Annotated in this window: 16 protein-coding genes; 7 read left to right on the top strand and 9 right to left on the bottom strand. The window is 52.7% G+C overall.

All coding sequences use genetic code 11. The features are described 5' to 3' along the window. Positions 1–18 precede the first annotated feature (18 nt). Both glgP and OGY08_RS24640 read right to left on the bottom strand, forming a co-directional pair. Positions 19–2,469 carry a glycogen phosphorylase gene (gene glgP / locus OGY08_RS24645; protein WP_125363325.1) on the bottom strand — a complete coding sequence of 817 codons (2,451 nt, stop codon included), beginning with the start codon at positions 2,467–2,469 and terminating at the stop codon, positions 19–21. A 51-nt stretch (positions 2,470–2,520) separates the two neighbouring features. Next, entirely contained in the window at positions 2,521–2,706 is a 186-nt protein-coding gene (locus OGY08_RS24640; RefSeq protein WP_223240755.1) for a glycine cleavage system protein T, read from the bottom strand. Positions 2,707–2,937: 231 nt separating this feature from the next. Between OGY08_RS24640 and rimO the strand changes: the two genes are divergently transcribed. After that, a complete protein-coding gene (gene rimO, locus OGY08_RS24635) occupies positions 2,938–4,245 on the top strand; it encodes a 30S ribosomal protein S12 methylthiotransferase RimO (protein WP_003831616.1) in 1,308 nt (435 codons plus the stop codon). A gap of 92 nt (positions 4,246–4,337) precedes the next feature. Here rimO and gsiD read toward each other — a convergent pair whose 3' ends face one another. The 6 genes from gsiD to OGY08_RS24605 form a co-directional block, all read right to left on the bottom strand. Next, entirely contained in the window at positions 4,338–5,249 is a 912-nt protein-coding gene (gene gsiD / locus OGY08_RS24630; protein WP_032942798.1) for a glutathione ABC transporter permease GsiD, read from the bottom strand. A gap of 2 nt (positions 5,250–5,251) precedes the next feature. After that, complete coding sequence (gsiC, locus tag OGY08_RS24625; RefSeq protein ID WP_125363324.1) at positions 5,252–6,172, bottom strand: glutathione ABC transporter permease GsiC; 921 nt, start codon at positions 6,170–6,172, stop codon at positions 5,252–5,254. A 46-nt stretch (positions 6,173–6,218) separates the two neighbouring features. Beyond that, positions 6,219–7,757 (bottom strand): glutathione ABC transporter substrate-binding protein GsiB, encoded by a 1,539-nt coding sequence (gene gsiB / locus OGY08_RS24620; RefSeq protein WP_125363323.1) that lies wholly within the window; start codon positions 7,755–7,757, stop codon positions 6,219–6,221. A 28-nt stretch (positions 7,758–7,785) separates the two neighbouring features. Continuing rightward, complete coding sequence (gsiA, locus tag OGY08_RS24615; RefSeq protein ID WP_057067350.1) at positions 7,786–9,657, bottom strand: glutathione ABC transporter ATP-binding protein GsiA; 1,872 nt, start codon at positions 9,655–9,657, stop codon at positions 7,786–7,788. Continuing rightward, positions 9,644–10,609 carry a beta-aspartyl-peptidase gene (iaaA, locus tag OGY08_RS24610; RefSeq protein WP_125363322.1) on the bottom strand — a complete coding sequence of 322 codons (966 nt, stop codon included), beginning with the start codon at positions 10,607–10,609 and terminating at the stop codon, positions 9,644–9,646. The genes gsiA and iaaA overlap by 14 nt, the downstream gene beginning before the upstream one ends. 191 nt (positions 10,610–10,800) lie before the next feature. Further along, positions 10,801–11,589: an aminoglycoside adenylyltransferase family protein gene (locus OGY08_RS24605; protein WP_125363321.1), complete on the bottom strand. Its 789-nt coding sequence runs from the start codon at positions 11,587–11,589 to the stop codon at positions 10,801–10,803. A gap of 174 nt (positions 11,590–11,763) precedes the next feature. Between OGY08_RS24605 and moeA the strand changes: the two genes are divergently transcribed. Both moeA and moeB read left to right on the top strand, forming a co-directional pair. Next, entirely contained in the window at positions 11,764–12,999 is a 1,236-nt protein-coding gene (gene moeA, locus OGY08_RS24600) for a molybdopterin molybdotransferase MoeA (protein ID WP_008784221.1), read from the top strand. After that, positions 12,999–13,748, top strand: a complete 750-nt coding sequence (gene moeB, locus OGY08_RS24595) for a molybdopterin-synthase adenylyltransferase MoeB (protein ID WP_057067348.1) — start codon at positions 12,999–13,001, stop codon at positions 13,746–13,748. The genes moeA and moeB overlap by 1 nt, the downstream gene beginning before the upstream one ends. 86 nt (positions 13,749–13,834) lie before the next feature. Here the strand turns inward: moeB and fsa are convergent, their stop codons facing one another. Next, positions 13,835–14,497 (bottom strand): fructose-6-phosphate aldolase, encoded by a 663-nt coding sequence (fsa, locus tag OGY08_RS24590; protein WP_032942786.1) that lies wholly within the window; start codon positions 14,495–14,497, stop codon positions 13,835–13,837. A 132-nt stretch (positions 14,498–14,629) separates the two neighbouring features. Between fsa and OGY08_RS24585 the strand changes: the two genes are divergently transcribed. The 4 genes from OGY08_RS24585 to OGY08_RS24570 all read left to right on the top strand — a co-directional run bounded on the left by OGY08_RS24585 (position 14,630) and on the right by OGY08_RS24570 (position 20,422). Continuing rightward, positions 14,630–15,529, top strand: a complete 900-nt coding sequence (locus OGY08_RS24585; protein WP_057067347.1) for a glycyl-radical enzyme activating protein — start codon at positions 14,630–14,632, stop codon at positions 15,527–15,529. A 5-nt stretch (positions 15,530–15,534) separates the two neighbouring features. Continuing rightward, complete coding sequence (locus OGY08_RS24580) at positions 15,535–17,967, top strand: glycyl radical protein (protein ID WP_048235769.1); 2,433 nt, start codon at positions 15,535–15,537, stop codon at positions 17,965–17,967. A 224-nt stretch (positions 17,968–18,191) separates the two neighbouring features. Then, positions 18,192–19,007 (top strand): Cof-type HAD-IIB family hydrolase, encoded by an 816-nt coding sequence (locus OGY08_RS24575; protein WP_125363320.1) that lies wholly within the window; start codon positions 18,192–18,194, stop codon positions 19,005–19,007. A 152-nt stretch (positions 19,008–19,159) separates the two neighbouring features. Then, entirely contained in the window at positions 19,160–20,422 is a 1,263-nt protein-coding gene (locus OGY08_RS24570; RefSeq protein WP_286566778.1) for a DUF1479 domain-containing protein, read from the top strand. Positions 20,423–20,466 lie beyond the last annotated feature (44 nt).

Here is a 20,466-nt window from a genome sequence, read left to right as displayed (position 1 = left end):
GAGCGTTAGAAATACTGGCTACACGCGAATTTTTGCTATGCGCCAGATATGGTCGGCATATTCCTGAACCGTTCTGTCCGACGAGAAATACCCCATGTTAGCAATATTATGCATGGTTTTTGTCGTCCACTCCCGGGGAGTACGATACAACTCGTCCACCGCATCCTGACAATCTACATAGCTGCGGTAATCTGCCAACACCTGATAGTAGTCGCCGAAGTTAATCAATGAATCCAACACCTCCCTATAACGCCCTGGCTCCTGCGGACTAAACATCCCCGTACCGATTTGCGTCAGCACCTGATGAAGTTCCTCATCCTTTTCAAAGATGTGCCTCGGGTCATAGCCATCACGTCGCAGAGTTTCAACCTGATTCGCCGTATTGCCAAAGATAAAGATGTTATCTTCCCCAACGTATTCGCGCATTTCGATATTCGCACCGTCGAGCGTACCGATAGTGAGCGCACCATTCATACCGAATTTCATATTGCTGGTCCCGGAGGCTTCCGTCCCGGCCAGGGAAATTTGCTCTGACAGATCGGCTGCCGGAATAATTAGCTGAGCGAGACTGACGCTGTAATCCGGGATAAACACTACTTTCAGTTTGCCGCCAATCTGCGGATCGTTATTGACTAACTGCGCCACATCGTTAATCAAGCGAATAATTTGTTTTGCCATGTGATAAGAGGAGGCTGCTTTTCCGGCAAAGATATTCACTCGCGGTACCCAGTTGGCATCCGGCGCGGCTTTAATTCGGTTATAGCGTGTAATAACGTGGAGCACATTCATGAGTTGCCGCTTGTACTCGTGGATGCGTTTCACCTGCACATCAAACAGCGCATCAGGATTCACCACCACGCCATAGTGGGTGGCAATATGGTGCGCCAGTCGCTGCTTATTTTTACGTTTCGCACGATGCACAGCCTCATTCACCGACGGATAATCTATAAACTGCTTCAGCTCGCCCAACTGCATTAATTTAGTCCGCCAGCTGTCACCGATATTTTCGTCCAGCACTTTGGCAAGCGGTGGATTCGCCAGCGCCAGCCAACGACGCGCAGTCACACCATTGGTTACGTTGGTGAAACGCAGGGGAAAAATATTCGCAAAATCTGCAAACAGTGATTCGGTCATCAGTTTTGAATGCAATGCCGACACGCCGTTTACCTTATGACTGACAACTACCGCCAGCCAGGCCATACGCACCACACGACCATTGGACTCATCAATTAACGACACACGTTTTAGCAGATCGCTGTCATTACGATAACGTTCCTGTAAGGTCTTCAGAAAACGATCGTTAATCTCAAAAATAATCTGCAAATGGCGCGGCAAAATTCGACTTAGCATTTCTACTGGCCAGGTCTCCAGCGCCTCACTCATCAACGTATGGTTGGTATAAGAAAAAATCTGACAAGTCACGTCAAACGCGTTATCCCAACTAAACTGATGATGATCAATCAATAAACGCATCAACTCAGGGATCGCCAGTACCGGATGCGTATCATTAAGGTGAATCGCAATTTTATCGGCCAGATTGTCGTAAGTTTTGTGCAACTGATAATGACGACTCAGAATATCCTGAATCGTCGCCGAGGCCAGGAAATAGGCCTGGCGTAAACGCAATTCACGCCCCGCATCGGTGGAATCATCCGGGTACAAAACCCGCGAGATACGATCGAAGTGGTATTTGTTTTCCACTTCAGTAGCAAAGTCGTCCTGCTGATTCAGTTTGCCCGCATTAACTTCGCTATTCACCTGCACGTTCCACAAGCGCAACGTATTAGTCGTGTCCGTCGCATAACCTGGAATAATTTGATCATGCGCCACGGCCAGAATATCCTCGGTTTCAAGCCAGCGGGTTTTATTCCCCTCCTGTTGAATACGCCCGCCAAAACGTACTTTATAATGCGTATTATGACGTTTAAACTCCCAGGGATTACCGTATTCCAGCCAATAATCGAGCGACTCTTTTTGTACACCGTTAACGATATTTTGTTTGAACATACCGTAGTTATAACGAATACCGTATCCACATCCCGGCAACCCAAGCGTCGACAGTGAATCAAGGAAGCAGGCCGCCAGACGACCGAGACCACCATTACCTAATCCGGGATCGTTTTCTTCGTCAATCAGTTCTTCCAGTTCAAGCCCCATTGCCTCCAGCGCGCTTCTGACTTCGTCATAAATACCTAAAGAGAGCAATGCATTGGATAGCGTACGACCAATTAAAAATTCCATCGACAGATAATATACCTGGCGCGCATCCTGAGAGAATTGCGCCCGATTAGAACGGTGCCAGCGCTCGACCATCCGATCGCGTACCGCATATAATGTCGCATTAAGCCACTCCCGTTTCGTGGCGATTGCGGGATCTTTGCCAATTATGAATAAAAGTTTATTAGCAATATCATCTCTAAGTTTATCAACATCAGAGTTCGTGACGACCGGAAGTGGCGAAATATACATATTAACGTTACCTTTCAAATTTTGCAGGATGGTAATAGACAGGTGAATTATTTAAAGTTTGGGTACGTGAGCGTTAGCTTTTTGTCGAATATTTTCATGACTGGCGATAAATGTTAATTCTGTCATTAATACACGCCAACTTAAGCCTGTGGCAAGCGAGATATAATATAAACTCACACCATTAGCATAAAGAGTTTTAGCCATTTCAAGTTTCGACTTCAAAACAATATCTTTCAAATTTAACCTCATTAGTAACGCTCGACGAGATAAAATTTACGATAATGAGTGCCTATAGCCAAGAAGCGGCACTTAAAGCCGGAATTAGACTCACTAAACACCTTTCACTGACCGATCTACTCTTTATAGGTATCGCTCTTTATTCTCTCCGTCTTATGCTGATCAGATATAGATGTACCGTGAAGGCATCTGTATAATCCCCCGATTACGAGCAATGTACAGTATAAGAAAATGGCAAAAATTGGTTTTATATCACTAGGTTGTCCGAAAAACCTCGTCGATTCTGAGCGCATCCTGACCGAACTTCGTACCGAAGGCTATGATGTTGTGCCAAGCTACGACGACGCGGATATGGTTATCGTTAATACCTGCGGCTTTATCGACAGTGCGGTTCAGGAGTCCCTGGAAGCAATTGGCGAAGCGCTGAACGAGAACGGTAAGGTGATCGTCACCGGCTGTCTGGGCGCGAAAGTCGATCAGATCCGTGAAGTCCACCCGAAGGTGCTGGAAATCACCGGGCCGCATAGCTATGAACAGGTTCTGGAGCACGTTCACCACTATGTGCCAAAACCAAAACACAACCCGTTCCAGAGTCTGGTTCCTGAGCAGGGCGTCAAGCTGACTCCTCGCCATTACGCCTATCTGAAGATTTCCGAGGGCTGTAACCACCGCTGCACGTTCTGCATTATTCCCTCCATGCGCGGCGATCTGGTGAGCCGTCCGATTGGCGACGTCCTTAGCGAAGCCAAGCGTCTGGTCGATGCTGGCGTGAAAGAGATTCTGGTAATCTCTCAGGATACCTCAGCGTACGGTGTAGATGTGAAGCATCGTACCGGTTTCCATAACGGCGAGCCGGTCAAAACCAGCATGGTTGATCTGTGCGAACAGTTATCAAAACTGGGGATCTGGACGCGTCTGCATTACGTCTACCCCTACCCGCACGTTGATGATGTGATCCCGCTGATGGCGGAAGGCAAAATCCTGCCGTATCTGGACATCCCGTTACAGCATGCCAGCCCGCGTATTCTTAAACTGATGAAACGCCCGGGCTCCGTGGACAGACAGCTGGCGCGCATCAAGCAGTGGCGTGAAATCTGCCCTGAACTGACGTTGCGATCCACTTTCATTGTTGGTTTCCCGGGTGAAACGGAAGAAGACTTCCAGATGTTGCTCGACTTCCTGAAGGAAGCGCGTCTGGATCGCGTGGGCTGCTTTAAATACAGCCCGGTAGAAGGCGCTGGCGCTAATGACCTGCCGGATCAAATCCCGGAAGAGGTGAAAGAAGAACGCTGGAACCGCTTTATGCAATTGCAGCAGCAGATCTCTGCTGAACGTTTGCAAGAGAAAGTGGGCCGCGAGATTCTGGTTATCGTTGATGAAGTTGACGAAGAAGGCGCAATTGGTCGTAGCATGGCTGATGCTCCAGAAATCGACGGCGCGGTATACCTGAATGGTGAAACCAAGGTGAAACCTGGCGATATCATCCGCGTGAAGGTCGAAAACGCAGATGAATACGATCTGTGGGGCACCCGCGTTTAATTAGCGTAACCCAACGTAGGCCGGATAAGGCATTTATGCCGCATCCGGCAATGCCTGATGGCGACGCTGAAGCGTCTTATCAGGCCTACGGTTTATCCTTTTATCTTCGGGTCCAGCGCGTCGCGCAGACCATCTCCCAGTAAGTTAAACGCCAGCACCGTCAGGAATATCGCTACCGCCGGGAAAATCGCCACGTGCGGCGCGATCACCATATCAGCGCGCGCTTCATTAAGCATTGCCCCCCACTCCGGCGTCGGCGGCTGTGCGCCTAATCCCAGAAATGACAGGCTTGCGGCAGAGATGATCGACGTGCCAATTCGCATGGTAAAAAAGACCACGATCGATGAGACCGTTCCAGGCAGAATATGGTTGAAGATGATGGTCGCATCGCTGGCACCAATACTACGCGCAGACTCAATAAACGTCTGTTGCTTCAGCACCAGCGTATTCCCACGCACCAGGCGCGCGAAGGCTGGAATGGAGAAAATGGCCACGGCAATGATCACGTTAGCAATACCGCTGCCCAGCACAGCGACCACGGCTATCGCCAGCAATATCCCCGGAAAGGCGAACAGCACATCGCAGATTCGCATGATCAGTCGATCCCACCAGCCTTCGTAGTATCCCGCCAGCAGCCCCAGTACTGTACCAATCGCCGCGCCAATAAATACGGCAAAGACTCCTGCCGCCAGCGAGATTTGCGCCCCAACCAGCACGCGGCTAAAGATATCCCGTCCCAGTGAGTCAACGCCAAACCAGTGCAGCATCGACGGCCCATCATTCAGACGGTCATAATCGAAGTAATTCTCGGCATCAAATGGCGTCAGCCAGCGGGCAAAAATCGCTACCACGATCAGGAGCAATACAAACAGCCCAGCGACCATCGCCATGTGCTGTCGACGGAACCGACGCCAGAACTCATGCCACGGTGTGCGTATCTGCTCTGGCTTAACAAGGGGCATCGCATTTAAAATCGCCTGTCGGCGCCAGTTAAAAAATCGCATCCTTACTTGTACCTGATAGCCGGATTAATGGCAGCGTAGAGCACATCCACCATTAAGTTAATAAGAATAAATTCCAGAGAAAACAACAGCACCTCGGCCTGAATCACCGGGTAGTCGCGCATTTCGACGGAGTCCACCAACAGCCGCCCAAGCCCGGGCCAATTGAACACCTTCTCAACCACGATTGATCCACCAAGCAAAAAGCCAAACTGTAGTCCCATCATGGTGACCACCGGGATCATCGCATTACGCAGACCATGTTTTAACACCACCCAGGTTTCACTCACCCCTTTAGCCCGCGCGGTGCGCATATAATCTTCGCTAAGCACATCAACAAACGAGGCGCGAGTAAATCGGGCTAACACCGCAGCCACCGCCGCGCCCAGCGTAATAGACGGGAGGATGTAGTGAAGCCAGGTGTCTGCGCCCACGGTAGGCAACCAACCGAGTTCAACGGAGAATATCTGCATCAGCAGCATGCCAAGCGCAAACGCCGGGAACGAGATCCCGGTGACCGCCAGCGTCATGCTTAATCTATCCGGCCAGCGATTTCGCCATACGGCAGCAATGATCCCCGCCGTCATACCAAACAATACCGCCCACGCCATACTGGCAATAGTTAGCCATAGTGATGGCATAAAACGACTGGCTATCTCTTCAGATACCGGGCGACGAGAAACCATCGAGGTGCCAAAATCGCCTTGCAACACGTTAGTCATGTAATGCCAGAACTGAACATGCAGCGGCTGGTCAAGACCCAGCTGCTTGCGCACCAGTTCAATAACCTCGGCGTCAGCTTCCGGTCCGGCAATCAGCCGGGCCGGATCGCCGGGTAGCAGGTGAACAAATAAAAATACCAGCACCGCAACAATCAACAGAGTTGGAATCAACCCCAGCAGGCGCTTGAAAACATAGTTAAGCATCAGGCTCCCTTCGTCGGCCCCTGTGCTAAGGGGCCGAATGCATAGCTTATTTTAAATCCGCATCATCAAAACTAAATCCGGTATCCGGCATAATCCAGAACCCGGTCAACCGGGTACTGTGCGCCGAAATCAGTTTTTCCACCACCAGCGGGATCCACGGCGATTCTTTCCAGATAATATCCTGCGCGTCTTTGTACAGCTTCGCTTTCTGCGCCGGATCGTTAGTTTGCAACGCTGCCGCTAAATCACTGTCCACCTGCTTATTGCTGTAGAACGCCGTATTAAACAGTGTCGGCGGCCAGTTTTGTGATGCAAACAGCGGTGACAGCGCCCAGTCAGCTTCCCCCGTAGACGCCGACCAGCCGGTGTAGAACATCCGTACCCCGCTCTCTTTCTGCGCTTTCCCTTCAACTTCCGCGGCGCGCTGACCGGCATCCATCGCTGTAACCTGAGCCTTAATGCCCACCTGCGCCAGCTGCTGCTGGGTAAATTGCAGCACTTTCTGCGCGGTACTGTGGTTATGCGAAGACCATAGCGTAGTGGTAAAACCGTTCGGATAACCTGCTTCTTTCAGCAGTTCGCGCGCTTTCGCCGGGTCGTAGGGCCACGGCGTATAGCTTTGCGCATAGGCTATCGACGGGGGGAGAACGCCGGTTGCCGGCGTTGCGTAACCAGCAAAAGCCACTTTCACCAGCGCCTGGCGGTTGATGGCATAATTCAGCGCCTCACGCACTTTTGGGTTGTCGAACGGTTTTTGCGTGACGTTCATGCTGATGTAACGCTGCATAATAGACGGACTGGCCACCAGTTCCAGGTTTTTGTTCTTCGCCAGTAACGCCGCCTGCTCGTAAGGGATTGGGAAGGCAAACTGCGCTTCCCCAGTTTGCAGCATGGCCGCACGCGTGTTGTTGTCGGTCACCGGACGCCAGGTAATCGTATCCAGCTTTGGCAACCCTTGCTGCCAGTAGCCCGCGAACTTCTTAACCTTCACAAAATCCGTCTGATTCCAGGTATCAAGCTGGTACGGCCCGGTCCCCACAGGATGGAAACCGATCTCCTTACCGTATTTCTCCAGCGCGGCGGGAGAAATCATCGCCGTTGCCGGGTGCGCCAGAATATTGATAAAGGCAGAGAACGGCTGTTTCAGCGTAATCTTCACCGTCGACGGATCGACGACTTCGGTTTTATCGATATTCTTATACAGGTTGTAACGTTTCAGATGGTTTTCCGGGTTACTGGCCCGATCGAGGTTAGTTTTTACCGCATCGGCATTGAAGTCGGTACCATCCTGAAACTTCACGCCCTGGCGCAGCTTAAGGGTATAGGTCAGCCCATCATCAGAAACCGTATAACTCTCCGCGAGCACATTTTTCAGTTTCATCTCTTTATCAAGGCCAAACAACCCCTGATAAAACGACTTCGCTACCGCCTGCGACAACGTGTCATTCGCGTCATAGGGGTCGAGCGTCGTGAAATTGGACCCCACGGCTACCACCACATCTTTGGCGGCCCAGCCAGGCGATGCGGCCAGTGCAGAGACCACTCCCACAGCAACCAGCCATTTTCGAGCAACAATTTTTGTCATGTTATTCTCCTTAAACCCTGCCTGCCTGTTATAAACGCGAAAGCGCATTTTCTGGTAGCGGACGCGCAACATAATGCCCCGGACCAACTAACTGGAGTGATACGGGGGAAATCTCTTCGCCACGTTTACGAATATTGCTGGGGATATCGTCCGACAACAGCACGCGCTGGGGACGGTGATGGGATGGATCGGCGACCGGAACTGCTGCCATCAGCTTGCGAGTGTACGGATGTTGCGGATTTTCAAACACCGCCCGTCGGGTGCCTATCTCAACGATCTGCCCCAGATACATTACCGCCACACGATGACTGATCCGTTCCACTACCGCCATATCGTGGGAAATAAACAGGTATGCGATACCCAATTCTCGCTGCAGATCGAGCATCAGGTTGATGATTTGCCCGCGAATTGAAACATCCAGCGCCGAGACAGATTCATCGGCAATAATCACTTTGGGATTGAGCGCCAATGCCCGTGCAATACAGATACGTTGACGCTGACCGCCGGAAAACTCGTGCGGATAGCGCCAGGCATGCTCAGGTAGCAAGCCTACGCGTTCCAACAACCATGCAACCCGTTTTGATCCCGCATCGCCCTGCAATAACCCATGTACCCGTAGCGGCTCCAGAATGGAATATCCCACGGTCTGGCGCGGATCGAGCGAGGCATACGGATCCTGGAAGATAAACTGAATATCCCGACGCAGCGGCTGCAACTTGCTGGCAGCAAGGGTATCAATACGCTGTCCGTTGAAAATGATTTCCCCACGCTGAGACTCAACCAGGCGCAGCAGCGCCCGCCCGGTGGTGGATTTCCCGCAGCCCGACTCCCCCACCAGTGAGAGCGTTTCTCCTGGCCACAGGTCAAAACTGACGTTTTCCACTGCATGCACCTCGCGAGTCACGCGATTTAGAATGCCGCTGCGCAGAGGAAAACGCGTCACCAGATTGCGTACCCGCAGAATAGGCTCGCCTTCAACCACGGTGTCCTGCTCGGTCTGCGGTTCTACATGACTGGGATCGTGCAATGAAATGAGCGGGAAACGGCGCGGAAGCTCATGCCCGTTCATCGCCCCAAGCTGCGGCACGGCTGCCAACAGCGCTTTGGTATAGGGATGCTGGGGAGCGTGAAAAATTTGTTCAACGCTGCCGGTTTCTACCGCCTCGCCCTGATACATCACCAGCACGCGGTCAGCAATATCCGCCACAACGCCCATATCGTGGGTAATGAAGATCACTCCCATCGACATATCCTGCTGCAACACTTTTATCAGTTGCAGGATCTGCGCCTGAATGGTGACATCCAGCGCGGTCGTCGGCTCATCGGCAATTAAAACCGCAGGGCGACACGACAGTGCCATGGCGATCATCACCCGCTGGCGCATACCGCCGGAAAGCTGGTGTGGATAACGCGATAAAATCGCCTTCGCCTCGGGGATACGCACCTGATCGAGCATCCGCTTCGCTTCTACCATCGCCTCTTCATGACTGGCGCCCTGGTGCAAGCGTATAGACTCGGCAATCTGCTCGCCCACGGTAAACACCGGATTGAGCGATGTCATAGGCTCCTGGAAGATCATCGCGATATCCGCACCGCGCACGTGACGCATTTGTGATGCGCTCTGTTCACCCAGCTCAATAACCTGCCGGTTGCGGCGTCGCAGCAGCATTTCATCGCAGCTTACCTCGCCGCCTGCTTGTTCAATCAGATGCATCAGCGACAAGGCCGTTACCGACTTTCCTGAACCGGACTCACCAACAATCGCCAGCGTTTCGCCACGCTTCAGGCGAAATGACAGATTACGCACTGCGCTGACACGTTGCTGTTCCTGTTCAAAGGCAATATTCAGATTGCTGACTGCCAGCACGTCGCTGGCATCAAGCTCATCACTGTGTGGCAACGCTATCTCCTTTTTCCCGATAAATACCGGTGGTTGGCGTATCGCCTGCATATCCCCAGGCGCGGTACATGCCTTCGCTATTAAACGGCAAGGCGACATTGCCCTCATGATCGATAGCAATTAAACCGCCACTGCCGCCAAGCGCCGGTAATTTTTCCATCACTACGCGTTCACACGCTTCGGATAAACTCAGGCCGCCATAGTCCATCAACGCCGCAATGTCATAGGCCGCCAGCGCACGAATAAAGACTTCCCCGGTTCCGGTGCAGGAGACTGCCACACTTGCGTTATTGGCATAACAGCCTGCGCCGACCAACGGACTGTCACCCACCCGCCCCGATAATTTGTTGGTCATCCCCCCGGTCGATGTTGCGGCCGCCAGATTGCCAAACATATCTAACGCGACCGCCCCCACGGTACCCATTTTGTTGTTTTCATCCAGCGGGCTCGCGCTATGGTCCAGCACCGTTTCACCCGCTGTTCGCGCCGCCAGTAGTTGAGCGTAGCGTTCTGGCGTCGAGAAAATATCCGCTGATACGCGCTCCATACCCTGCGCAATGGCAAAGTTTTCAGCCCCTTCACCGATCATCATGACGTGTGGGCTGTGTTCCATTACCAGGCGCGCCGCGAGAATCGGATTGCGTAAATGGCTGACTCCGGCGACGGCTCCCGCATTCAGCGTGTTACCGTCCATCACGCAGGCATCCAGTTCATGGGTTTCATCACGGGTATATACCGCGCCAATTCCGGCATTAAACAACGGACACTCTTCCAGTAAGCGCACGGCTTCGGTCACCACATCCAGTGCGCTACGACCGTCTTCAAGCATCCGCTGGCCGGTTTCAACGATATCCGACAGCGCCTGTATATAACGCAACTCTTGCTCCTGGCTCAGCTGCGAACGGGTGATAGCCCCTGCGCCGCCGTGAATTGCAATGACTGCTTTACCCATTTTTTTCGTCCATCAGGTGGCAGGTACCGGGGTTATAAATATCAGAATTTCTGTGACTTATTGATTCGATTTTTGAATATAGAAAGATGCAGACGTCATGTAAAGGTAAAGGCCCGTACCTCACGCCCCATCCCATCAGGTTATTTAGATGAGTTAAACAGAAAGAGTATCTTCCAACATCGTTGAATATATTATTCAAGCCGATCGGCAATCTGTTTTTTTGCATAAAACACAAAGCGTTCAACAGATGGCATAGACGCAGCCCAGTTCTTTTTGGTTAACCCCAGGTATTCTGCACGTGCGGCTTGCAGCGTATCAGCATACTCATCGGGTGATTGCGGTATAAGCCAGGAGGCAGCTTCATCTTTAGCGACAATATTGCCCGTAACTACGCTGTACCAAATACGCGCCAGAGTAAGGATGATATTTCGCTCGTCACCCTCTAAATCGCCCGGTTTCTGCCACATATCAAGGATATGCCGAAACGTTTGCAAGACATCGCTAAAAGGGATGACGTTGAATAACGTCTCAGCGGGTTCACCGAACAACGCTACGCTGGCGCGCCGGGCCTGGGTCAGCAGGATCGAAAGATCAGGATCCACCTGTCTCGGTTCAACAATTCCCGCGCGAATATCGTCACGCAACCATTCGCCAAATTGCATTTCTCTTGACGGTGGGAATCGCCACGGCACAAGTTGTGAATAGACCACAATGGTCACTTCCAGCGCCCGATAGCTATCAACGCTGCCAGGCGGTGCTGATATTTCCAGAAAACCCTGCATCAGATCTTTTCTTTGCCGGGTATTCAGTGGCTGCCTAATGGTAACCAGTAAATCGATATCGCTTTGGGGCTTTAAGCCACCTTCAACAGCAGAGCCATATAAATGAACAGCAACCAGGTCGCCCTCTATAATCCGCGCAATCAGTGCACTGGCGGCATTCACCTGTTGTCGAATTGAATTCGGGATAGTCGCAGCCATTTAGCCTCCTGGAAAAAAGCAGAAATAATGAGTCTATACTGCATTTTTCCTGTAGCGCTATTCTCTGGCAGAAAACCTGTCTCAGATCGGATCCTAAGCCTGAGGTAGCATACTGTCCGCGTCCATTTTCTGACATAATGAGCGGATTCGATTTTGCCCCGCAGGAGTCTTCTCATGGAATTTACCGCCGGACTGATGCCGCTTGAAACGGCTCTCTCTCAGATGCTTTCGCGTATTACCCCACTCACCGCCGTCGAAACGCTGCCGCTGGTTCAATGCTTTGGCCGCATTCTGGCCACCGACGTCATCTCCCCGATTGATGTGCCGGGATTCGATAACTCGGCAATGGATGGCTATGCGGTGCGATTAGCCGATTTACAATCAGACCAGCCTCTTGCGGTGGCTGGTAAAGCCTTTGCTGGTCAACCATTCCACGGCGAGTGGCCTGCGGGAACCTGCATCCGCATTATGACCGGTGCCCCGGTGCCTGCCGGTTGTGAAGCGGTGGTGATGCAGGAGCAAACGGAACAAACTGACGACGGTGTACGTTTTACCGCCGAGGTCCGCAGCGGACAAAATATTCGTCTGCGCGGTGAAGATATTGCAAACGGCGCGGTGGTATTCCCTACCGGAACTCGTCTGACAACTGCCGAGCTTCCTGTTCTGGCCTCGCTCGGCATTGCCGAAGTACCGGTCGTTCGCAAAGTTCGCGTGGCGTTGTTCTCCACCGGTGATGAGCTGCAACTGCCGGGTCAACCGCTGGGCGACGGGCAGATTTATGACACAAACCGTCTGACCGTTCACCTGATGCTGCAGCAGCTGGGCTGCGAAGTGATCAACTTAGGAATTATTCGCGACGATCCAAACGCGCTGCGAGCCGCATTTATCGAAGCCGACAGCCAGGCCGACGTCGTCATCAGCTCTGGCGGCGTTTCGGTAGGCGAAGCGGATTACACCAAAACCATTCTGGAAGAGCTGGGAGAAATTGCCTTCTGGAAGCTGGCCATCAAACCCGGTAAACCGTTCGCGTTTGGTAAACTGAGCAACAGCTGGTTTTGCGGCCTGCCGGGTAATCCGGTTTCTGCGGCCCTCACCTTTTATCAACTGGTGCAACCGCTGCTGGCGAAACTCAGCGGAAACACCGCCTGTGGGTTACCTCCGCGCCAGCGCGTGCGCACAGCCTCACGCCTGAAGAAAACGCCAGGGCGCCTGGATTTTCAACGTGGTGTATTGCAGCGTACCGCGGAAGGCGAACTGGAAGTCACCACCACCGGACACCAGGGCTCGCATATTTTTAGCTCCTTTAGCCAGGGCAACTGCTTTATCGTGCTGGAGCGCGATCGCGGTAACGTTGAGGCTGGAGAATGGGTTGAGGTCGAGCCGTTTAACGCACTGTTTGGAGGCCTGTAATGGCGGAACTCAGCGACCAGGAGATGATGCGCTATAACCGGCAAATCATTCTGCGCGGCTTCGATTTCGAAGGTCAGGAAGCGCTCAAAGATGCGCGGGTACTGGTCGTTGGTCTGGGGGGACTGGGATGCGCAGCAACTCAGTACCTTGCGGGCGCTGGCGTCGGGCATTTAACCCTGCTCGACTTTGACACGGTCTCCGTGTCGAACCTCCAACGCCAGACGCTGCACAGCGATGCAACCGTCGGGCAACCCAAAGTGCTATCCGCCCGTGACGCGCTAGCGCGGATTAACCCTTATATCGCCATTACGCCGGTGAATGCGCTGCTTGACGATAGCGAGATTCACGCGCTTATTGCCGAACACGATTTGGTGCTGGACTGTACGGATAACGTCAGCATCCGCAATCAGTTGAATGCCGGATGTTTTGCCGCCAGAGTCCCGCTGGTTTCCGGTGCAGCTATTCGCATGGAAGGACAAATTACCGTATTTACATACCAGGACGGTGAGCCCTGCTACCGTTGCCTGAGTCGTCTGTTCGGTGAAAATGCCCTGACCTGCGTAGAAGCCGGAGTGATGGCCCCGCTGATCGGCGTGATCGGATCGTTACAGGCGATGGAAGCCATTAAGCTACTGGCAAACTACGGTAAACCGGCATCCGGAAAAATCGTCATGTACGATGCCATGACCTGCCAGTTTCGCGAAATGAAGCTGATGCGCAACCCGGGGTGTGAGGTTTGCGGGCAGTAAAAAAGTCGGGTGGCGGCTTCGCCTTACCCGACCTACAACAGCTCCAACGTAGGCCGGGTAAGCGTTAGCACCACCCGGCAACAGCATCAGATCGACGTGCGACCGAATGCGCTCTGCCAGTCGTGCTCAAACTTCGCGACGGCAGCATCAACCGCCGGAGAGCTAATCATCTGCTGAGCAACGTCCAGCGGTAGCGTGATGGACTCGCAGCCCGCCAGCAGACAATCCAGTGCCTGACGCGGTGTTTTAAAACTGGCTGCCAGTACTTTGGCGTGCGGGGCATGCATTTTCAGTAACGTCTGCAGGTCGGCCACCGTCTGAATGCCATCCCCTCCTTGCGCATCCACGCGGTTAACGTATGGCGCAACGTATTCCGCACCCGCCAGAGCAGCCAATAACCCTTGAGCTGCACCGTATACCGCAGTACCTAACGTCGGGATCCCTTCTTCTTTCAGCAATTTTATAGCCGCCAGACCTTCTGCTGTCACCGGCACTTTGACCACGATATCAGCAATGATTGCCCGCAGCTTACGCGCATCGCTGACCATCCCTTCGGCGGTGGTCGCCATCACCTGAGCAAACAGACGCCCTTGCCCTCCCATCGCTTCCTGCAGTTGCGGCAGTAGTACTTCCAGCGTCTGGTTCCCTGCCGCCACAATGCTCGGGTTAGTGGTCACCCCTGCCAGCGGGAAAATGCGCGCCAGAGCTTTTACCGCATCAACATCAGACGTATCTAAATAGAGTTCCATAACCTTTCCTCAAACGAATAATTAGCATGAATAAAAGGTAGCACGGCGAAACCTCACGGTTAGTTGACGCATGTCAATATAACTTTCATTCGAAAGTAATTTAATCTTTATACGAAAGAAAAGAGGTCGCTTATGATTTTCAATATCCAGCGCTACTCCACGCATGATGGCCCCGGTATTCGTACCGTGGTGTTCCTTAAGGGATGCTCCCTGGGCTGTCGGTGGTGCCAGAATCCGGAAAGCCGCGCCCGCACGCAGGACCTGCTTTATGACGCGCGTTTGTGCCTCGACGGTTGCGATCTCTGTGCTCAGGCTGCACCCACGGTGATTGAACGGGCGCTGGGCGGATTACTTATTCATCGCGAAAAACTGACCGATGACGCTCTCACCGTACTGACCGACTGCTGTCCGACTCAGGCGTTAACCGTCTGCGGAGAGGTAAAAAGCGTGGACGATATCATGGCGACCGTATTGCGAGATAAACCGTTTTACGACCGCAGTGGCGGAGGCCTCACCCTGTCCGGCGGTGAACCGTTTATGCAGCCAGAGCTGGCAGCTGCTTTGCTCAAAGCCAGCCACGACGCAGGCATTCATACCGCGGTGGAAACCTGTTTGCATGTCCCGTGGAAGTATATTGAACCATCATTACCTGACGTCGATCTGTTTCTGGCAGATCTAAAACACGTTGCAGATGCGCCGTTTAAACAATGGACCGATGGGCGTGCCTCTCGCGTACTGAAAAATCTAAAAAAACTGGCTGCCGCCGGTAAAAAAATGATTATCCGCGTACCGCTGATTCAGGGATTCAACGCAGACGAAGCCGCTATTCAGGCCATTACCGATTTTGCCGCCGATGAGCTTCACGTCGGTGAGATCCATTTTTTGCCCTACCACACCCTGGGCATCAACAAATACCACTTACTCAGTCAACCCTACAACGCACCGGATAAACCGCTTGATGCGCCAGCACTGCTCGAATTTGCCCAGCAGTACGCCAGCCTTAAAGGTTTAACTGCGACCCTACGAGGATAATTGCCATGACCACTCTGAAACTGGACACACTCAGCGACCGTATCAAAGCGCATAAAACGGCCCTGATCCACATCGTGAAACCACCGGTTTGTACCGAGCGCGCCCAGCACTATACCGAGATGTATCAGCAACACCTGGATAAGCCTATCCCGGTACGTCGCGCACTGGCGCTAGCCCATCATCTGGCGGAACGCACCATCTGGATCAAACATGACGAACTGATCATTGGTAACCAGGCAAGCGAAGTGCGTGCCGCGCCTATCTTCCCGGAATACACCGTCTCCTGGATTGAAAAAGAGATCGACGACCTCGCCGACAGACCGGGCGCAGGCTTTGCGGTAAGCGAAGAGAACAAACGTGTATTACATGAGGTGTGCCCATGGTGGCGTGGTCAAACCGTGCAGGATCGCTGCTACGGGATGTTCACTGATGAGCAGAAAGGGCTGCTGGAAACCGGTATTATCAAAGCCGAAGGTAACATGACCTCCGGCGACGCACACCTGGCGGTAAACTTCCCGCTGCTGCTGGAAAAAGGTCTCGACGGCCTGCGTCACAAAGTCGATGAACGTCGCTCCCGCATCAATCTGACATGTCTGGAAGACCTCCATGGCGATCAGTTCCTGAAAGCGATTGATATCGTGCTGGAAGCCGTCAGTCTTCACATTGAGCGCTTTGCCGCGCTGGCGCGTAAAATGGCGTCCACGGAAACCCGCACCAGCCGTCGAGATGAACTGCTGACCATGGCGGAAAACTGCGATGTGATCGCCCATGAACCGCCAAAAACGTTCTGGCAGGCATTGCAGTTATGCTATTTCATCCAGCTGATCCTGCAAATTGAATCAAACGGTCACTCGGTGTCGTTTGGTCGTATGGATCAATACCTCTATCCGTTCTATCGTCGTGACGTTGAACTGAACCAGAGTCTTGATCGTGAGCACGCTATTGAACTGTTGCACAGCTGCTGGTTGAAACTGCTGGAAGTGAACAAAATCCGTTCCGGCTCCCATTCGAAAGCCTCAGCGGGTAGCCCGCTGTATCAGAACGTGACCATTGGTGGTCAAAACCTGGTCAACGGCCAGCCGATGGATGCCGTCAACCCGCTCTCCTACGCGATTCTGGAGTCCTGTGGCCGTCTGCGTTCTACGCAGCCAAACCTGAGCGTGCGTTATCACGCGGGGATGAGTAATGACTTCCTTGATGCCTGCGTGCAGGTGATCCGCTGCGGCTTCGGGATGCCTGCCTTTAACAACGATGAAATCGTCATACCGGAATTCATTAAGTTGGGCATTGAACCGCAGGATGCCTATGACTATGCGGCCATTGGGTGTATCGAAACCGCAGTCGGCGGGAAATGGGGCTACCGTTGCACCGGCATGAGCTTTATTAACTTTGCCCGCGTGATGCTGGCGGCACTGGAAGGTGGGCGCGATGCCACCAGTGGCAAAGTCTTTCTGCCACAGGAAAAAGCGCTCTCGGCTGGTAACTTCAACAATTTCGACGAAGTGATGGATGCCTGGGATACGCAGATCCGCTACTACACGCGTAAATCCATAGAAATTGAGTATGTCGTCGACACCATGCTGGAAGAGAACGTGCACGATATTCTGTGTTCCGCGCTGGTAGACGACTGCATTGAACGGGCGAAAAGCATTAAGCAAGGCGGCGCGAAGTATGACTGGGTATCGGGTTTGCAGGTGGGTATTGCCAACCTCGGTAACAGCCTGGCAGCAGTGAAGAAACTGGTCTTTGAACAGGGCGCTATTGGTCAACAACAGCTGGCCGCTGCGCTGGCCGATGATTTTGACGGTCTGACCCATGAGCAGTTACGCCAACGACTGATCAACGGCGCGCCGAAATACGGCAACGATGACGATAGCGTTGATACGCTACTGGCCCGCGCTTATCAGACCTATATCGATGAATTGAAACAATATCATAATCCGCGTTACGGACGTGGCCCGGTTGGCGGCAATTACTACGCCGGGACCTCGTCTATTTCGGCAAACGTGCCGTTCGGCGCAGCAACGATGGCAACGCCGGATGGCCGTAAAGCACACACTCCGCTGGCAGAAGGCGCAAGCCCGGCTTCCGGTACGGACCATCTCGGCCCAACGGCGGTAATTGGTTCGGTGGGTAAACTGCCGACCGGTTCGATTCTCGGCGGCGTGCTGTTAAATCAGAAGCTCAACCCGGCCACGCTGGAAAATGAATCCGATAAGCAAAAGTTGATGATCCTGCTGCGTACCTTCTTCGAAGAGCACAAAGGCTGGCATATTCAGTACAACATTGTCTCCCGTGAAACGCTGCTGGAAGCCAAAAAACACCCGGATCAATATCGTGACCTGGTGGTCCGTGTAGCAGGTTATTCCGCCTTCTTCACTGCGCTTTCTCCGGATGCGCAAGACGACATCATCGCGCGTACTGAGCATATGCTGTAAACAATATTGTCGGCCGGATGAGATTCCACACCGCCATCCGGCACGCTAACCCCCCCATTGCCGGATGCGCTGACGCTTATCCGGCCTACAACGATTCTCCCCGTAGCCGGGTAAGGCGAAGCTACCACCCGGCTTTTTACTTTCATTCGAAATTAAATTTGTGCTACAGGTCACATTGTTATTAGAATGTTTCTGGTTGCAGTAATCGCCAGGAGCCTATCTTTATGATCATCAAAGTTATCGTCACCGATATGGACGGAACTTTTCTCGACGACGCCAAGAAATACGATCGTGCACGTTTTATGGCGCAGTATCAGGAACTGAAAAAACGAAATATCGAATTTGTCGTGGCCAGCGGCAACCAGTATTACCAGTTGATCTCCTTTTTCCCGGAGCTTAAAGACGAAATATCGTTTGTCGCTGAGAATGGCGCGCTGGTTTATGAGCATGGCAAGCAGCTGTTTCACGGCGAGCTTACCCGCCACGAATCCCGTATTGTCATTGGTGAACTGCTAAAAGATAAGCAGCTCAACTTTGTGGCTTGCGGGCTGCAAAGCGCCTACGTTAGCGAAAATGCGCCAGAGTCCTTTGTCGCATTGATGTCAAAACACTACCATCGCCTGAAACCCGTAAAGGATTATCAGGATATCGACGATGTGCTGTTCAAGTTCTCGCTAAATTTACCGGACCAACAAATCCCATTGGTTATCGATCACCTGCATGCTGCGCTGGACGGCATCATGAAGCCCGTCACCAGCGGCTTCGGGTTTATCGATCTGATCATTCCGGGCTTACATAAAGCCAACGGGATCAGCCGCCTGCTTAAACGCTGGAACCTGTCACCGCAAAACGTAGTCGCCATTGGCGATAGCGGAAACGACGCGGAAATGCTGAAAATGGCGCACTACTCTTTCGCCATGGCCAACGCGGCAGAGAATATCAAAACGATTGCTCGCTATCAGACCGACGACAACAACCATCAGGGCGCGCTGAACGTAATTCAGGCTGTGCTGGATAACACCTCCCCTTTTAACGTCTAATCCTGCCAACCGGGGTATCCCTCATCCCGGTTTTCACTCTTTTTCTATTTTGCTCACTCCATCAAGTTTTAAACTTGCGTTAACTAAATTTTAACTTATATTATCATCTGTAAGTTAGTTAAGTTTCGAATGAAAGTTAATGCGAGGTGGATATGGCTTTTACTTTTACCAGCGACACGCTGCCCGCCGATCACAAAGCGGCAATCCGGCAGATGAAACAGCAACTGCGGGCACAGCTTGGGGATGTTCAGTTAATCTTCAATCAGTTGAGCGATGCTATCGCCACCCGCGTGGCGGAAATCAACGCCCTCAAAGCGCAAGGTGCCCCGGTGTGGCCGGTGATATCTTATGCAGATATCAAAGCAGGCCACGTAAGTACAGAGCAGCGTGAAGAAATTAAGCGTCGCGGATGCGCAGTCATTAAAGGTCATTTCCCTCGCGAACAGGCTCTCGGATGGGACAGCTCAATGCTGGACTATCTGGACCGCAACCACTTTGACGACGTCTATAAAGGACCCGGCGATAATTTCTTCGGTACTCTGAGCGCATCACGGCCTGAAATCTACCCCATCTACTGGTCCCAGGCGCAGATGCAGGCCCGCCAGAGTGAAGAAATGGCCAATGCACAGTCGTTCCTCAATCGTTTGTGGACCTTTACAAGCGAAGGTAAACAATGGTTTAACCCGGATATCAGCGTTATTTACCCTGACCGCATTCGCCGTCGACCGCCGGGAACCACGTCTAAAGGGCTGGGCGCGCATACGGATTCCGGCGCGCTGGAACGCTGGCTTCTTCCGGCATATCAGCAGGTCTTTGCTCATGTTTTCAATGGCAAGCTGGAAGATTACGATCCGTGGCAGGCGGCGCATCGCACTGAGGTAGAAGAGTACACGGTGGATAACACCACCAAATGTTCGGTATTCCGTACCTTCCAGGGCTGGACTGCACTGTCCGATATGCTGCCAGGTCAGGGATTGTTGCATGTGGTCCCGATCCCTGAAGCGATGGCGTATGTGCTGTTACGCCCATTGCTTGACGATGTGCCAGAAGATGAACTTTGCGGCGTTGCGCCCGGCCGGGTGCTGCCGATTTCCACGCAATGGCATCCTCTGCTGATTGAAGCGTTAACCAGCATTCCACAACTGGACGCCGGAGACTCCGTCTGGTGGCATTGTGATGTGATTCACTCCGTCGCACCGGTGGAAAATCAGCAGGGTTGGGGTAACGTGATGTACATTCCTGCCGCACCGATGTGCGAAAAGAATCTGGCCTACGCCCACAAAGTGAAGGCCGCGCTGGAAAAAGGTGCGTCGCCGGGTGATTTTCCACGGGAGGATTATGAAACTAACTGGGAAGGACGCTTCACGCTGGAGGATTTGAATATCCACGGCAAACGCGCGCTGGGGATTGTTTAATTTTATATACCCTTACCCTTAAGTATCCCGTGTTACAGGTGCAA

The sequence above is a fragment of the Citrobacter sp. Cpo069 genome, assembly GCF_030332785.1.
In the GTDB taxonomy this organism is placed as follows: Bacteria; Pseudomonadota; Gammaproteobacteria; order Enterobacterales; family Enterobacteriaceae; genus Citrobacter; species Citrobacter portucalensis.
Note: the sequence above shows the minus strand (reverse complement) of the source record. Positions and strands in the feature narration are given on the sequence as shown.

What these genes read in the sequence shown, in the direction of transcription:
- gsiD (WP_032942798.1), bottom strand. Translation starts at nt 5,249, where the DNA reads ATGCGATTTTTTAACTGGCGCCGACAGGCGATTTTAAATGCGATGCCC.
- iaaA (WP_125363322.1), bottom strand. Translation starts at nt 10,609, where the DNA reads ATGGGTAAAGCAGTCATTGCAATTCACGGCGGCGCAGGGGCTATCACC.
- OGY08_RS24570 (WP_286566778.1), top strand. Translation starts at nt 19,160, where the DNA reads ATGGCTTTTACTTTTACCAGCGACACGCTGCCCGCCGATCACAAAGCG.
- moeA (WP_008784221.1), top strand. Translation starts at nt 11,764, where the DNA reads ATGGAATTTACCGCCGGACTGATGCCGCTTGAAACGGCTCTCTCTCAG.
- OGY08_RS24585 (WP_057067347.1), top strand. Translation starts at nt 14,630, where the DNA reads ATGATTTTCAATATCCAGCGCTACTCCACGCATGATGGCCCCGGTATT.
- fsa (WP_032942786.1), bottom strand. Translation starts at nt 14,497, where the DNA reads ATGGAACTCTATTTAGATACGTCTGATGTTGATGCGGTAAAAGCTCTG.
- gsiB (WP_125363323.1), bottom strand. Translation starts at nt 7,757, where the DNA reads ATGACAAAAATTGTTGCTCGAAAATGGCTGGTTGCTGTGGGAGTGGTC.
- moeB (WP_057067348.1), top strand. Translation starts at nt 12,999, where the DNA reads ATGGCGGAACTCAGCGACCAGGAGATGATGCGCTATAACCGGCAAATC.
- rimO (WP_003831616.1), top strand. Translation starts at nt 2,938, where the DNA reads ATGGCAAAAATTGGTTTTATATCACTAGGTTGTCCGAAAAACCTCGTC.
- glgP (WP_125363325.1), bottom strand. Translation starts at nt 2,469, where the DNA reads ATGTATATTTCGCCACTTCCGGTCGTCACGAACTCTGATGTTGATAAA.
- OGY08_RS24580 (WP_048235769.1), top strand. Translation starts at nt 15,535, where the DNA reads ATGACCACTCTGAAACTGGACACACTCAGCGACCGTATCAAAGCGCAT.
- OGY08_RS24605 (WP_125363321.1), bottom strand. Translation starts at nt 11,589, where the DNA reads ATGGCTGCGACTATCCCGAATTCAATTCGACAACAGGTGAATGCCGCC.
- OGY08_RS24575 (WP_125363320.1), top strand. Translation starts at nt 18,192, where the DNA reads ATGATCATCAAAGTTATCGTCACCGATATGGACGGAACTTTTCTCGAC.
- gsiC (WP_125363324.1), bottom strand. Translation starts at nt 6,172, where the DNA reads ATGCTTAACTATGTTTTCAAGCGCCTGCTGGGGTTGATTCCAACTCTG.